The following is a 14,806-nucleotide window of genomic DNA, read 5'->3' as shown; positions in this document are numbered from 1 at the left end:
ATGAACAGCACGCTTATCCAGACAGACCGTTTCACCTTGAGTGAAACCGAGCGCTCGGCCATCGAGCACGAGCTGCATCACTACGAAGACCCGCGCGCGGCGTCGATCGAAGCCCTGAAGATCGTTCAAAAAGAGCGCGGCTGGGTGCCGGATGGCGCCCTGTACGCGATCGGCGAGATCCTCGGCATTCCGGCCAGCGACGTTGAAGGCGTGGCGACGTTCTACAGCCAGATCTTCCGTCAGCCGGTTGGCCGTCACATCATTCGCGTCTGCGACAGCATGGTCTGCTACATCGGCGGCCACGAGTCGGTGGTCAGCGAGATCCAGAACAATCTGGGCATCGGCCTGGGTCAGACCACCGCCGACGGTCGTTTCACCCTGCTGCCTGTCTGCTGCCTCGGCAACTGCGACAAGGCACCGGCGCTGATGATCGACGACGACACCTTTGGCGACGTGCAGCCTGCCGGCGTGGCCAAACTGCTCGAGGGCTACGTATGACCCTGACATCTTTCGGTCCCGCCAACCGCATCAAGCGTTCGGCCGAGACTCACCCGCTGACCTGGCGTCTGCGTGACGACGGCGAGGCCGTGTGGCTCGACGAATACCAGGCCAAGAACGGTTACGCCGCTGCGCGCAAGGCCTTCGCCGACATGGCTCAGGACGACATCGTCCAGACCGTGAAAGACGCCGGCCTCAAAGGCCGCGGCGGTGCAGGCTTCCCCACTGGCGTGAAGTGGGGCCTGATGCCCAAGGACGAATCCATCAACATCCGCTACCTGCTGTGCAACGCGGACGAGATGGAGCCGAACACCTGGAAAGATCGCATGCTGATGGAGCAACTGCCCCATTTGCTGATCGAAGGCATGCTGATCAGTGCCCGCGCGCTGAAAACCTACCGTGGCTACATCTTCCTGCGTGGCGAGTACACCACCGCCGCCAAGCATTTGAATCGTGCCGTGGAAGAAGCCAAGGCTGCGGGCCTGCTGGGCAAGAACATTCTGGGCAGCGGCTTCGATTTCGAACTGTTCGTGCACACCGGCGCCGGGCGTTACATCTGCGGTGAAGAAACCGCACTGATCAACTCCCTCGAAGGCCGCCGCGCCAACCCGCGCTCCAAGCCGCCCTTCCCTGCCGCCGTCGGCGTGTGGGGCAAACCGACTTGCGTGAACAACGTCGAAACCCTGTGCAACGTGCCGGCGATCATTGCCGACGGCGTGGACTGGTACAAATCGTTGGCCCGCGAAGGCAGTGAAGACATGGGCACCAAGCTCATGGGCTTCTCCGGCAAGGTCAAGAATCCGGGCCTGTGGGAACTGCCATTCGGCGTCACCGGCCGCGAGCTGTTCGAAGACTACGCCGGCGGCATGCGCGACGGTTACAAGCTCAAGGCCTGGCAGCCAGGTGGCGCCGGTACCGGTTTCCTGTTGCCGGAACACCTCGACGCACAGATGTACGCCGGCGGCATCGCCAAAGTAGGCACCCGGATGGGTACCGGCCTGGCGATGGCAGTGGACGACAGCGTCAACATGGTCTCCTTGCTGCGCAACATGGAGCAGTTCTTCGCCCGCGAGTCCTGCGGCTTCTGCACCCCGTGCCGTGATGGCCTGCCATGGAGCGTGAAGCTCTTGATGGCCATCGAAGAAGGCCGCGGTCAGCCAGGCGACATCGAGACCCTGCTGGGTCTGGTCGGCTTCCTCGGCCCAGGCAAGACCTTCTGTGCTCACGCACCGGGTGCCGTGGAGCCGTTGGGCAGTGCCATCAAATACTTCCGTCCAGAGTTCGAAGCCGGTATCGCGCCTGCAAGCGCCGCCGTCCCGCCTCTGGCAAGGCCGATCGTAATCGGCGCGTAAACGCTTAAAAAGGCGAAGGGTCCGTGCCCTTCGCCTTTCGTCCGATGACGCCTTTCGGGGCTGACTGGATTCGGACGGATAACAAGATTCCATTAGCCACGCCCGCTGACACCGGGCCAACGAAGACCTTTGAACCATGGCCACTATCCACGTAGACGGCAAAGCGCTCGAAGTCGACGGGGCAGACAACCTGTTACAGGCATGTCTGTCGCTGGGCCTCGACATCCCTTATTTCTGCTGGCACCCCGCGCTTGGTAGCGTCGGGGCCTGCCGCCAGTGCGCGGTCAAGCAGTACACCGACGAGAACGACACCCGTGGTCGCATCGTCATGTCCTGCATGACCCCTGCCACCGACAACACCTGGATCTCCATCGACGATGAAGAATCCAAGGCGTTCCGCGCCAGTGTTGTCGAATGGTTGATGACCAACCACCCGCACGACTGCCCGGTGTGCGAAGAAGGCGGTCACTGCCACCTGCAAGACATGACGGTGATGACCGGCCACAACGAGCGCCGTTATCGCTTCACCAAACGCACCCACCAGAACCAGCAACTGGGCCCGTTCATTTCCCACGAAATGAACCGCTGCATCGCCTGCTACCGCTGCGTGCGTTTCTACAAGGACTACGCCGGCGGCACCGACCTCGGTGTATTCGGCGCCCACGACAACGTGTACTTCGGTCGCGTTGAAGACGGCACCCTCGAAAGCGAGTTCTCCGGCAACCTCACCGAGGTCTGCCCGACCGGTGTGTTCACCGACAAGACGCACTCCGAGCGCTACAACCGTAAATGGGACATGCAGTTCTCGCCGAGCATCTGCCATGGCTGCTCCAGCGGTTGCAACATCTCCCCGGGCGAGCGTTACGGCGAACTGCGTCGCATCGAAAACCGTTTCAACGGATCGGTGAACCAGTACTTCCTGTGCGACCGTGGCCGTTTCGGTTATGGCTACGTCAACCGCACCGACCGTCCACGTCAGCCGCTGCTGGCCGACGGCACCAAGCTGAGCGTCGACGCTGCGCTGGATAAAGCCGCTGATCTGCTGCGCGGGCGCAACATCGTCGGCATCGGCTCGCCACGCGCCAGCCTCGAAAGCAACTACGCGTTGCGTGAGCTGGTGGGCGCCGAGCACTTCTATTCCGGTATCGAGGCCTCCGAACTGGAGCGCATCCGTCTGGTTCTGCAAGTGCTCAAAGACAGCCCGCTGCCCGTGCCGAACATGCGCGACATCGAAGACCACGACGCCGTGTTCGTCCTCGGTGAAGACCTGACCCAGACCGCCGCCCGTATGGCCCTGGCTCTGCGTCAGTCGGTAAAAGGCAAGGCCGAAGACATGGCCGAAGCCATGCGCGTACAGCCGTGGCTCGACGCTGCGGTGAAGAACATCGGTCAGCACGAACTGAACCCGCTGTTCATCGCCAGCCTGGCCGAAACCAAGCTCGACGACATCGCCGAAGAATGCGTTCACGCAGCCCCGGACGATCTGGCGCGCATCGGTTTCGCCGTGGCTCACGCCCTGGACGCCAGCGCCCCGGCCGTTGAAGGTCTGGACGCGGAAGCACTGGAATTGGCCAAGCGCATCGCCGACGCCCTGCTCGCGGCCAAGCGCCCGCTGATCATCGCCGGTACTTCGCTGGGTTCCAAAGCCTTGATCGAAGCCGCGGCGAACATCGCCAAAGCCCTGAAGCTGCGCGAGAAGAACGGCTCGATCAGCCTGATCGTGCCGGAAGCCAACAGCCTTGGCCTCGCCATGCTCGGTGGCGAATCGGTCGACGCGGCGCTGCAAGCCGTGATCGACGGCCAAGCCGACGCCATCGTCGTGCTGGAAAACGATCTGTACACCCGCACCTCGAAAGCCAAGGTCGATGCCGCGCTGAACGCTGCGAAAGTGGTGATCGTTGCCGACCACCAGAAAACCGCCACCACCGACCGCGCGCAACTGGTTCTGCCAGCGGCGAGCTTCGCTGAAGGCGACGGTACGCTGGTCAGCCAGGAAGGCCGCGCCCAGCGCTTCTTCCAGGTTTTCGATCCGCAATACATGGATGCGAGCATCCTGGTTCACGAAGGCTGGCGCTGGCTGCACGCCCTGCGCTCGACCCTGCTGAACCAGCCGATCGACTGGACGCAACTCGACCACGTCACCGCTGCCGTGGCGTCAAGCACCGAGCAACTGGCGCGCATCGTCGATGCCGCGCCGTCTGCCGCGTTCCGTATCAAGGGTCTGAAACTGGCGCGTGAGCCGCTGCGATACTCCGGTCGCACCGCGATGCGCGCCGACATCAGCGTTCACGAACCGCGCACCCCGCAGGACAAAGACACCGCGTTCGCCTTCTCCATGGAAGGTTACTCGGGCTCGACCGAACCGCGTCAGCAAGTGCCATTCGCCTGGTCGCCGGGCTGGAACTCGCCGCAAGCCTGGAACAAATTCCAGGACGAAGTCGGTGGTCACCTGCGTGCTGGCGACCCGGGCACCCGCCTGATCGAAAGCACCGGTGATTCGCTGAACTGGTTCGCAGCCGCTCCGCGCGCATTCAACCCGGCGCCGGGCACCTGGCAGGCCGTGCCGTTCTACCACCTGTTCGGCAGCGACGAAAACTCGTCGAAAGCCGCGCCGGTTCAAGAGCGCATTCCGGCTCCGTACGTGGCGCTGGCCAAATCCGAAGCGGATCGCCTGGGCGTCAACGACGGTGCCCTGCTGAGCCTGAACGTGGCCGGCCAGACCCTGCGTCTGCCGCTGCGCATCAATGAAGAACTGGGCGCTGGTCTGGTGGCCTTGCCTGCGGGCATCGCCGGCATTCCGCCGGCATTCGCCGGCGTGTCCGTCGACGGTCTGCAGGAGGCAGCGCAATGACCTGGTTCACCCCTGAAGTGATCGATGTGATCCTGACGGTCATCAAAGCCATCGTGATCCTGCTGGCCGTTGTGGTCGCAGGCGCGTTGCTCAGCTTTGTCGAACGTCGCCTGCTGGGCTGGTGGCAGGACCGTTACGGTCCGAACCGCGTTGGCCCGTTCGGCATGTTCCAGATCGCCGCCGACATGCTGAAGATGTTCTTCAAGGAAGACTGGACCCCGCCGTTTGCCGACAAGGTGATCTTCACCCTGGCACCGGTGGTGGCGATGTCCGCCCTGCTGATCGCGTTCGCGATCATCCCGATCACCCCGACCTGGGGCGTGGCGGATCTGAACATCGGCCTGCTGTTCTTCTTCGCCATGGCCGGTCTGTCGGTCTACGCGGTGCTGTTCGCCGGCTGGTCGAGCAACAACAAGTTCGCCCTGCTCGGCAGCTTGCGTGCTTCGGCGCAGACCGTGTCCTACGAAGTGTTCATGGGCCTGGCCCTGATGGGCATCGTGGTGCAGGTCGGCTCGTTCAACATGCGCGACATCGTCGAGTACCAGGCGCAGAACCTGTGGTTCATCATTCCGCAGTTCTTCGGCTTCTGTACCTTCTTCATCGCTGGTGTGGCCGTGACTCACCGTCACCCGTTCGACCAGCCGGAAGCGGAACAGGAACTGGCCGACGGTTACCACATTGAATACGCCGGTATGAAATGGGGCATGTTCTTCGTCGGTGAATACATCGGCATCATCCTGATCTCGGCGCTGCTGGTCACCCTGTTCTTCGGTGGCTGGCACGGTCCGTTCGGCATCCTGCCGCAACTGTCCTTCGTCTGGTTCGCACTGAAGACCGCGTTCTTCATCATGCTGTTCATCCTGCTGCGCGCTTCGATCCCGCGTCCGCGTTATGACCAGGTGATGGATTTCAGCTGGAAATTCTGCCTGCCACTGACCCTGATCAATTTGCTGATAACCGCTGCGGTTGTGTTGTGGAACACACCTGCGGTTGCGGTTCAGTGAGGATTTGACCCATGTTCAAATATATTGGCGACATCGTTAAGGGTACCGGTACCCAGTTGCGCAGCCTGGTCATGGTCTTCGGCCATGGCTTTCGCAAGCGCGACACCCTGCAATACCCGGAAGAGCCGGTCTACCTGCCGCCACGCTACCGTGGTCGCATCGTCCTGACCCGTGACCCCGATGGCGAAGAGCGTTGCGTAGCCTGCAACCTGTGCGCCGTGGCGTGCCCGGTCGGTTGCATCTCGCTGCAGAAAGCTGAAACCGAAGACGGTCGCTGGTATCCGGACTTCTTCCGTATCAACTTCTCGCGCTGCATTTTCTGCGGTCTCTGCGAGGAAGCCTGTCCGACCACCGCGATCCAGCTGACCCCGGATTTCGAGATGGCCGAGTTCAAACGTCAGGACCTGGTGTACGAGAAAGAAGATCTGTTGATCTCCGGCCCCGGCAAAAACCCTGATTACAACTTCTATCGTGTTGCAGGTATGGCAATCGCTGGCAAGCCGAAAGGCTCCGCACAGAACGAAGCCGAACCGATCAACGTGAAGAGCTTGCTGCCTTAAGGAAGAACGATGGAATTCGCTTTCTATTTCGCATCGGGTATTGCGGTGGTGTCCACGCTTCGTGTGGTCACCAACACCAACCCTGTGCACGCCCTGCTCTACCTGATCATCTCGTTGATCGCCGTGGCCATGACCTTCTTCGCACTCGGCGCGCCGTTCGCCGGCGTGCTGGAAGTGATCGCCTACGCCGGCGCCATCATGGTGCTGTTCGTGTTCGTGGTGATGATGCTGAACCTGGGCCCGGCCTCGGTTCAGCAGGAACGCACCTGGCTCAAGCCCGGCATCTGGGCAGGGCCGGTGATTCTCGCCGCCCTGCTGCTGGCCGAACTGCTGTATGTGCTGTTCGCTCACCAGAGCGGTCAGGCCATCGGCCACACCACCGTCGATGCAAAAGCCGTGGGCGTCAGCCTGTTCGGCCCGTATCTGCTGGTGGTCGAACTCGCCTCGATGCTGCTGCTCGCCGCAGCCGTCACGGCGTTCCATTTGGGCCGTAACGAGGCGAAGGAGTAAGACATGCCTGCTATCCCTCTCGAACATGGATTGGCCGTTGCCGGGATCCTGTTCTGCCTTGGTCTGGTCGGCCTGATGGTCCGCCGCAACATTTTGTTCGTGTTGATGAGTCTGGAAGTGATGATGAACGCCTCTGCCCTGGCCTTCATCGTTGCGGGCGCCCGCTGGGCGCAACCGGATGGACAGATCATGTTCATCCTGGTGATCAGCCTGGCAGCCGCCGAGGCCAGTATTGGTCTGGCGATCCTGCTGCAACTGTATCGCCGCTTCCACACGCTCGATATCGACGCTGCCAGTGAGATGCGCGGATGAACCTAATCTTTCTGACTTTTGTATTCCCTCTGATCGGTTTCCTGCTGCTGTCGTTCTCCCGTGGACGCTGGTCGGAAAACCTCTCGGCGCTGATCGGCGTGGGTTCCATTGGCTTGTCGGCGATTGTCGCCGCCTACGTCATCTGGCAATTCAACGTCGCGCCTCCCGAGGGCGGTCACTACACCCTGGTGCTGTGGAAGTGGATGGCGGTCGAAGGCTTCAAGCCTGACTTCGCCCTCTACATCGATGGCCTGTCGATCACCATGCTCGGCGTGGTGGTGGGCGTAGGCTTCTTGATCCACCTGTTCGCGTCCTGGTACATGCGCGGTGAAGCGGGTTACTCGCGCTTCTTCTCGTACACCAACCTGTTTATCGCCAGCATGCTGTTCCTGGTACTCGGCGATAACCTGTTGTTCCTGTACTTCGGCTGGGAAGGCGTGGGCCTGTGCTCGTACCTGTTGATCGGTTTCTACTACAGCAACCGCAACAACGGTAACGCCGCACTCAAGGCGTTCATCGTGACCCGGATCGGCGACGTGTTCATGGCCATCGGCCTGTTCATCCTGTTCCAGCAAGTGGGCACGCTGAACATCCAGGAACTGCTGGTGCTGGCACCGCAGAAATTCCAGGTCGGCGACTTCTGGATCACCCTGGCGACCCTGATGCTGCTGGGTGGTGCGGTCGGTAAATCGGCGCAACTGCCACTGCAAACCTGGCTCGCGGACGCGATGGCTGGCCCGACCCCGGTGTCGGCACTGATCCACGCTGCAACCATGGTGACCGCCGGTGTCTACCTGATCGCCCGTACCCACGGTCTGTTCACCCTGGCGCCGGAAATCCTCCACCTGGTCGGCATCGTCGGTGGTGTGACGCTGGTTCTCGCAGGTTTCGCCGCTCTGGTACAGACCGACATCAAACGTATCCTCGCCTACTCGACCATGAGCCAGATCGGCTACATGTTCCTGGCGCTGGGCGTTGGCGCCTGGGATGGCGCGATTTTCCACCTGATGACCCACGCCTTCTTCAAGGCCCTGCTGTTCCTTGCTTCCGGTGCGGTGATCGTTGCCTGCCACCACGAACAGAACATCTTCAAGATGGGCGGTCTGTGGAAAAAACTGCCACTGGCCTACGCCAGCTTCATCGTCGGTGGTGCTGCACTGGCCGCCCTGCCACTGGTCACCGCAGGCTTCTACTCCAAGGACGAAATCCTCTGGGAAGCGTTCGCCAGCGGCAACCACGGTCTGCTCTACGCGGGCCTGGTCGGCGCGTTCATGACTTCGCTGTACACCTTCCGCCTGATCTTCATCACGTTCCACGGTGAAGCCAAGACCGAAGCCCACGCCGGCCACGGCATCTCGCACTGGCTGCCGCTGTCGGTACTGATCGTGCTGTCGACCTTCGTCGGCGCCATGATCGTGCCGCCACTGCATGGCGTACTGCCTGAAAGCGTTGGCCATGCCGGTGGCGAAGCCAAACACAGTCTGGAAATCGCCTCGGGCGCCATCGCTCTGGCCGGTATCCTGCTGGCGGCCCTGCTGTTCCTCGGCAAGCGTCGCTTCGTAACGGCAATCGCCAACAGCGGCATCGGCCGTTTCCTTTCGGCCTGGTGGTTCGCTGCCTGGGGCTTCGACTGGATCTACGACAAACTGTTCGTCAAGCCGTACCTTGCGATCAGCCATGTACTGCGCAGAGACCCGCTCGACCAGACCATCGGTCTGATCCCGCGTATGGCCAAGGGTGGTCACACCGCCCTGAGCCGCACCGAGACCGGTCAACTGCGTTGGTATGCCGCCTCGATGGCTGCTGGTGCCGTGCTGGTAATCGGCGCCATCGTGCTGGTAGCGGTCTGATATGAACCTTGCGAATTTGCGAAAGGAAACGAGCCCGTCATGATTCTGCCTTGGCTAATCCTGATCCCCTTCATCGGCGGCCTGCTGTGCTGGATGGGTGAGCGCTTCGGCGCTACCCTCCCCCGCTGGATTGCGCTGTTGACCATGACCCTGGAACTCGCCCTCGGCCTCTGGCTGTGGGCCCACGGTGACTATTCATTTGCTCCGGCGCCTGGCGCCGATCCGACCTGGGCGCTTGAGTTCAAGCACGTCTGGATCCAGCGCTTCGGCATCAACGTGCACCTGGCCCTCGACGGCCTGTCGCTGTTGATGATCCTGCTGACCGGTCTGCTGGGTATCCTCTCGGTACTCTGCTCGTGGAAAGAGATCCAGCGTCACGTTGGCTTCTTCCACCTGAACCTGATGTGGATCCTGGGCGGCGTTGTCGGCGTGTTCCTCGCCCTCGACCTGTTCATGTTCTTCTTCTTCTGGGAAATGATGCTGGTGCCGATGTACTTCCTCATCGCGCTCTGGGGTCACAGTTCTTCGGACGGCAAGAAAACCCGGATCTACGCCGCGACCAAGTTCTTCATCTTCACTCAGGCTTCCGGCCTGATCATGCTGGTGGCGATCCTCGGTCTGGTGCTGGTCAACTTCAACAACACTGGCGTGATTACCTTCAACTACGCCGACCTGTTGAAGACCAAGATGTCGATGACCACCGAGTACATCCTGATGCTCGGCTTCTTCATCGCCTTCGCGGTCAAGCTGCCAGTGGTGCCGTTCCACTCCTGGCTGCCTGATGCCCACGCCCAGGCGCCGACTGCCGGTTCCGTCGACCTCGCCGGTATCCTGCTGAAAACCGCGGCCTACGGCCTGCTGCGTTTCGCCCTGCCGCTGTTCCCGAATGCCTCGGCCGAGTTCGCGCCGATCGCCATGACCCTCGGTCTGATCGGGATCTTCTACGGTGCATTCCTCGCTTTCGCGCAAACCGACATCAAGCGTCTGATCGCCTTCTCGTCCGTTTCCCACATGGGCTTCGTGTTGATCGGCATCTACTCCGGCAGCCAACTGGCACTGCAGGGTGCAGTGATCCAGATGCTGGCGCACGGTCTGTCGGCCGCGGCCCTGTTTATCCTCAGCGGTCAGCTGTACGAGCGTCTGCACACTCGTGACATGCGTGAGATGGGCGGTCTGTGGTCGCGTATCGCTTACCTGCCGGCGATCAGCCTGTTCTTCGCCGCCGCTTCCCTGGGCTTGCCGGGAACCGGTAACTTCGTCGGCGAGTTCCTGATCCTGATCGGTACGTTCGCCAGTGCGCCATGGATCACTGCGATTGCCACCTCCGGTCTGGTGTTCGGTTCGGTCTACTCGCTGATCATGATCCACCGTGCCTACTTCGGTCCGTCGAAATCGGATTCGATCCTGCATGGCATGGACGGTCGCGAACTGATCATGGTGCTGGGCCTTGCGGTGCTGCTGGTTTACCTCGGCGTCTACCCGCAACCGTTCCTCGACACTTCCGCCGCCACGATGCATGGCGTGCAGCAGTGGCTCGGCACCGCCTTCACTCAACTCGCTTCGGCCCGGTAAGAGCGCTATGGAATTCACGATTCAACACTTTATTGCGCTTGCGCCACTGTTGATCACCAGCCTCACCATTATCGTGGTGATGCTGGCAATCGCCTGGCGCCGCAACCACTCGCAGACCTTCCTGATCTCGGTCGCCGGTCTGAACCTGGCCTTGCTGTCGATCCTGCCAGCCCTGAAAGTCGCGCCTCTGGCCGTGACCCCATTGCTGCAGATCGACACCTTCGCCTGCCTGTACATGGCGCTGATCCTGGTCGCCACCCTCGCCTGTGTGACCCTCGCCCACGCCTACCTCGGCGATGGCGGTTCGGGTTACCCGGGCAACCGTGAAGAACTGTACCTGCTGATCCTGATGGCCGCCGCCGGTGGTCTGGTTCTGGTCAGCGCGCAGCACCTGGCCGGTTTGTTCATCGGTCTGGAACTGCTGTCGGTACCGGTCTACGGTCTGGTGGCTTATGCCTTCTTCAACAAGCGTTCGCTGGAAGCCGGCATCAAGTACATGGTGCTGTCGGCCGCCGGTTCCGCGTTCCTGTTGTTCGGTATGGCGCTGCTCTACGCTGACGCCGGCACCCTGAGCTTCAACGGTATCGGTCAGGCACTGGCCACCACCAACCTGCCGAGCTCGCTGGCTCAGCTGGGCCTGGGCATGATGCTGATCGGTCTGGCGTTCAAACTGTCGCTGGTTCCGTTTCACCTGTGGACGCCGGACGTGTACGAAGGTGCTCCTGCGCCGGTCGCCGCATTCCTCGCCACGGCGTCGAAGGTTGCCGTGTTTGCGGTGATGGTGCGTCTGTTCCAGATCTCCCCTGCCGCGAGCAGTGGCGTACTGAGCGACGTGCTGAGCGTGATCGCCGTCGCCTCGATCCTGTTCGGTAACCTGCTGGCCCTGACCCAGAGCAACCTCAAGCGTCTGCTCGGTTACTCGTCCATCGCGCACTTCGGCTACCTGCTGATCGCGCTGGTGGCGAGCAAGGGTCTGGCGGTGGAAGCCATCGGCGTGTACCTGGTCACCTACGTGATCACCAGCCTTGGCGCGTTCGGCGTGATCACCCTGATGTCCTCGCCATACAACGGTCGCGACGCAGATGCGCTGTACGAGTACCGCGGCCTGTTCTGGCGTCGTCCGTACCTGACCGCCGTACTGACCGTGATGATGCTGTCCCTGGCCGGTATCCCGCTGACCGCTGGCTTTATCGGCAAGTTCTACATCATCGCCACCGGTGTCGAGTCGCACCAATGGTGGCTGGTCGGCTCGCTGGTACTGGGCAGCGCCATCGGCGTGTTCTACTACCTGCGCGTGATGGTCACCCTGTACCTGATCGAACCGAACCTGCGTCGCCACGACGCCCAGCTGCACTGGGAACAGAAGGCAGGTGGCGTAATGCTGCTGGCCATCGCCGTGGTCGCGTTCTTCCTGGGTGTGTACCCGCAGCCATTGCTGACTCTGGTTCAGCAGGCGGGTCTGGCGGGCTGATATTCGGCTGGCTGGAAACGGAAACGGCACCTTCGGGTGCCGTTTTTGTTTTACGGATTCCATGTAGCAATAAATAACCTGTGGCGAGGGAGCTTGCTCCCGCTGGGACGCGAAGCGGCCCCGCTGTTCAGCTGAGAAGCGGGGCCTGCTACGCAGTCCAGCGGGAGCAAGCTCCCTCGCCACAATGGCATCACAGTTTCTTCACCATCGGCACGCAGGCCAGTTGCAGGCCTGAAGGTGATTGATAAACCGCACTCTCCTCCCCGACATAACCGCAGCGACGATAAAAGTCGACCGCATTCAATGTTGCGTCCAGGCACACCTCGGTCAGCCCGAGATCCCGCGCCAAATCTTCGAGAAAGAACAGAACACGCTTGCCCAGCCCACGCTGCATGACATCCGGGCGAATGAAGATCGCGCCGATTTCCCGGTGCTCCAGATCGAGCATGCCGGTTGCCACGGGTTCATCCTCGATGCAGCCCAGATAGAAATGCTTTTGCATCAGCGTGTCGTAACCGTCCTCAGCGCAACCCTTGGTCCACTCGAGTATCTGTTGCTCGCTGTAGGCACCGATGCATTGATGTTGGATGGCCTGTCGCCGAATGTCGAACGCTATCCGGGCATCGTCCGGGGTGGCTCTTCTGATGTCGAACATTTCTCTCTCCATGAGCCATGTGCGGACGGGAATGAACCTGCGAAGGTAACAGCCATTTCCGCACAAATGTGGATCATTGTGGGAGCGTGGCTTGCCCGCGAAGGCGTCGGCACATTCAATATCTTCATTGCCTGCCCCTGCGCTTTCGCGAGCAGGCTCACTCCCACAGGTTACGCGTCGTTCACAGCCCCTGTGCCCACCCTCGATTACTGTGGGAGCGTGGCTTGCCCGCGAAAGCGTCGGCACATTCAATATCTTCAGCGACTGACCCACCGCTTTCGCGGGCAAGCCCGCTCCCACAGGTTACGTGTCGTTCACAGCCCCTGTGCCAACCCTCGATTACTGTGGGAGCGTGGCTTGCCCGCGAAAGCGTCGGCACATTCAATATCTTCAGCGACTGATTCACCGCTTTCGCGAGCAAGCTCGCTCCCACAGGTTACGTGTCTTTCACAGCCCCTGTGCCCACCCTGGATTACTGTGGGAGCGTGGCTTGCCCGCGAAGGCGTCGGCACATTCAATATCTTTAGCGACTGGCCCACCGCTTTCGCGAGCAGGCTCGCTCCCACAAGTTTTTGTGGCGCTCACACAATCCATACAACCACATGACGAAATTGTAATTGCCCCATCACCTTGGCGTTATCCGCAGCTTGCAACGATGTGACCGGCGACCAATGCCGGCGGGCCCTGCCCCGTCGAACAATAAAACCACGCCGACGCACGTTCCCGTTCTGCCGAACCCAAGGAGTGTTTGATGGTTAACAATACAAAAATGTCGATGGCCGCTTTAGCGGTGGTGGTCGGCTCAGGGCCGTCCATGGTGTTTGCAGAAGACCAGCCCGAAGGCTTTGTCGAAGGCAGCAGCCTGACGGTGCTCAACCGCAACTTCTACTTCAATCGTGATCATCGCAATGGCCAGTCCAGCCCGACCGGCAACGGTTATTCCGAAGCCTGGGCGCACGCAGTGATCAGCAAGTTCGAATCCGGTTTCACCCAAGGCACCGTCGGGGTCGGTGTCGATGCGTTTGCCCTGCTCGGCTTGAAACTCGACACCGGCGACGGACGCAACGGCGGGCGCAGTTCGTTCGATGTGCTGCCGGTCAACCGTGACGGCCAGGCGCGGGATGAATACACCAAGGTCGGTGGCGCCGCCAAAGTGCGGGCCTTCGACACGGTGATCAAGGTCGGTGATGTGTTCCCGGCCAACCCGGTGGTGGCCGCTGGTGATTCGCGCTTGTTGCCGGAGAGCTTTCGCGGCGTGACGGCGAGCAACACCAGCATCGACGGTCTGTCGATCCAGGGCGGTCGTCTGCACGCGATGAGCCAACCGGTGTCCAGCGACATGCGCGAAAATTTCGCCACGTTTTACGCCGGTCCGGTCAACTCGCCGTGGATCGCTTACGGCGGCGGCGATTATGTGCTGAACAAAAACCTCAGTTTCAGCCTGTATTCCAGTCGCCTCAAGGACGCCTGGAACCAGTACTACGCCGGCACCGCATGGATCTATCCACTGTCGGACGAGTTGTCGCTGTTCGGCGGCCTGAACTATTACAAAGCGGTCGACGAAGGCAAACAACTGCTCGGCCAGTTCGACAACAACATCTGGAGCGGCCGCGTCGGCGTGAAACTCGGCGCGCACTCCGTCGCCCTCTCCCACCAGCGCAACAACGGCAACGACGACTTCGATTACCTGCGCCAGTCGGACTCGATCTTCCTCGACAACTCGATCCAGTACAGCGACTTCAACTCGCCGAAAGAACGTTCATGGATGGTGCGCTACGACCTCGACATGAGCCCTTACGGTGTGCCGGGGCTGTCATTCATGACCCGTTACGCGCGTGGCACCGACGCCGACTATTCCAACGCCAACGCCGTGTATATGCGCCGCGACGCCGAAGGCAATCCGCTGACCGACCAGAAGCGCTGGGAGCGCGACGTCGAAGTCAAATACGTGGTGCAGAGCGGCTCGATGAAAGACCTGTCGCTGCGTTTGCGCCAGGCCACCACCCGCGCCACGGCGTTCGAGTCCGACCTGGATGAAGTGCGGGTGATCGTCGAATACCCGCTGGCAATTCTCTGAGTTTCCCGAGCAATACCATTCACCTTTAGAAGCTCCTTGCTCCTTTGGTCAGAGGTGAATTTTTTGGCGTCCTTCGGGACGCCTTTTTTATGTC

Annotated in this window: 12 protein-coding genes; 11 read left to right on the top strand and 1 reads right to left on the bottom strand. The window is 61.2% G+C overall.

The window, feature by feature from the left end; all coding sequences use genetic code 11:
• From nuoE to nuoN, 10 genes are all read left to right on the top strand, one after another.
• Entirely contained in the window at nt 1-498 is a 498-nt protein-coding gene (gene nuoE, locus ACU680_RS18530; RefSeq protein ID WP_003223804.1) for an NADH-quinone oxidoreductase subunit NuoE, read from the top strand.
• The gene (gene nuoF, locus ACU680_RS18525) at nt 495-1,850 is read left to right on the top strand and encodes an NADH-quinone oxidoreductase subunit NuoF (protein ID WP_041073222.1); all 1,356 of its coding nucleotides are present in this window, start codon (nt 495-497) and stop codon (nt 1,848-1,850) included. Before nuoE ends, nuoF begins: the two co-directional genes overlap by 4 nt.
• A gap of 136 nt (nt 1,851-1,986) precedes the next feature.
• Nucleotides 1,987-4,701, top strand: coding sequence for an NADH-quinone oxidoreductase subunit NuoG (gene nuoG / locus ACU680_RS18520; RefSeq protein ID WP_448180204.1), 2,715 nt, complete (start codon nt 1,987-1,989; stop codon nt 4,699-4,701).
• Entirely contained in the window at nt 4,698-5,705 is a 1,008-nt protein-coding gene (gene nuoH / locus ACU680_RS18515; RefSeq protein ID WP_007964859.1) for an NADH-quinone oxidoreductase subunit NuoH, read from the top strand. Before nuoG ends, nuoH begins: the two co-directional genes overlap by 4 nt.
• An 11-nt stretch (nt 5,706-5,716) precedes the next feature.
• Complete coding sequence (gene nuoI, locus ACU680_RS18510) at nt 5,717-6,265, top strand: NADH-quinone oxidoreductase subunit NuoI (RefSeq protein WP_003223795.1); 549 nt, start codon at nt 5,717-5,719, stop codon at nt 6,263-6,265.
• A 9-nt stretch (nt 6,266-6,274) separates the two neighbouring features.
• Complete coding sequence (nuoJ, locus tag ACU680_RS18505) at nt 6,275-6,775, top strand: NADH-quinone oxidoreductase subunit J (RefSeq protein ID WP_003223793.1); 501 nt, start codon at nt 6,275-6,277, stop codon at nt 6,773-6,775.
• A 3-nt stretch (nt 6,776-6,778) separates the two neighbouring features.
• Nucleotides 6,779-7,087, top strand: coding sequence for an NADH-quinone oxidoreductase subunit NuoK (nuoK, locus tag ACU680_RS18500; protein ID WP_003180046.1), 309 nt, complete (start codon nt 6,779-6,781; stop codon nt 7,085-7,087).
• The gene (nuoL, locus tag ACU680_RS18495; RefSeq protein ID WP_007964862.1) at nt 7,084-8,937 is read left to right on the top strand and encodes an NADH-quinone oxidoreductase subunit L; all 1,854 of its coding nucleotides are present in this window, start codon (nt 7,084-7,086) and stop codon (nt 8,935-8,937) included. Before nuoK ends, nuoL begins: the two co-directional genes overlap by 4 nt.
• Before the next feature lie 39 nt (nt 8,938-8,976).
• Complete coding sequence (gene nuoM, locus ACU680_RS18490) at nt 8,977-10,509, top strand: NADH-quinone oxidoreductase subunit M (protein WP_007964863.1); 1,533 nt, start codon at nt 8,977-8,979, stop codon at nt 10,507-10,509.
• A gap of 7 nt (nt 10,510-10,516) precedes the next feature.
• Entirely contained in the window at nt 10,517-11,980 is a 1,464-nt protein-coding gene (gene nuoN, locus ACU680_RS18485; protein WP_027614660.1) for an NADH-quinone oxidoreductase subunit NuoN, read from the top strand.
• Nucleotides 11,981-12,170: 190 nt separating this feature from the next.
• Here nuoN and ACU680_RS18480 read toward each other — a convergent pair whose 3' ends face one another.
• A complete protein-coding gene (locus ACU680_RS18480) occupies nt 12,171-12,635 on the bottom strand; it encodes a GNAT family N-acetyltransferase (protein WP_448180203.1) in 465 nt (154 codons plus the stop codon).
• A gap of 751 nt (nt 12,636-13,386) precedes the next feature.
• Here ACU680_RS18480 and ACU680_RS18475 point away from each other — a divergent pair.
• Nucleotides 13,387-14,712, top strand: coding sequence for an OprD family porin (locus ACU680_RS18475; RefSeq protein ID WP_367084983.1), 1,326 nt, complete (start codon nt 13,387-13,389; stop codon nt 14,710-14,712).
• The last annotated feature ends 94 nt before the right edge of the window (nt 14,713-14,806 follow it).

The sequence above is a fragment of the Pseudomonas sp. LF020 genome, from assembly GCF_053456425.1.
The sequence above is the reverse complement of the archived record's forward strand: the minus strand, read 5'-3'. Positions and strand labels throughout refer to the sequence as shown.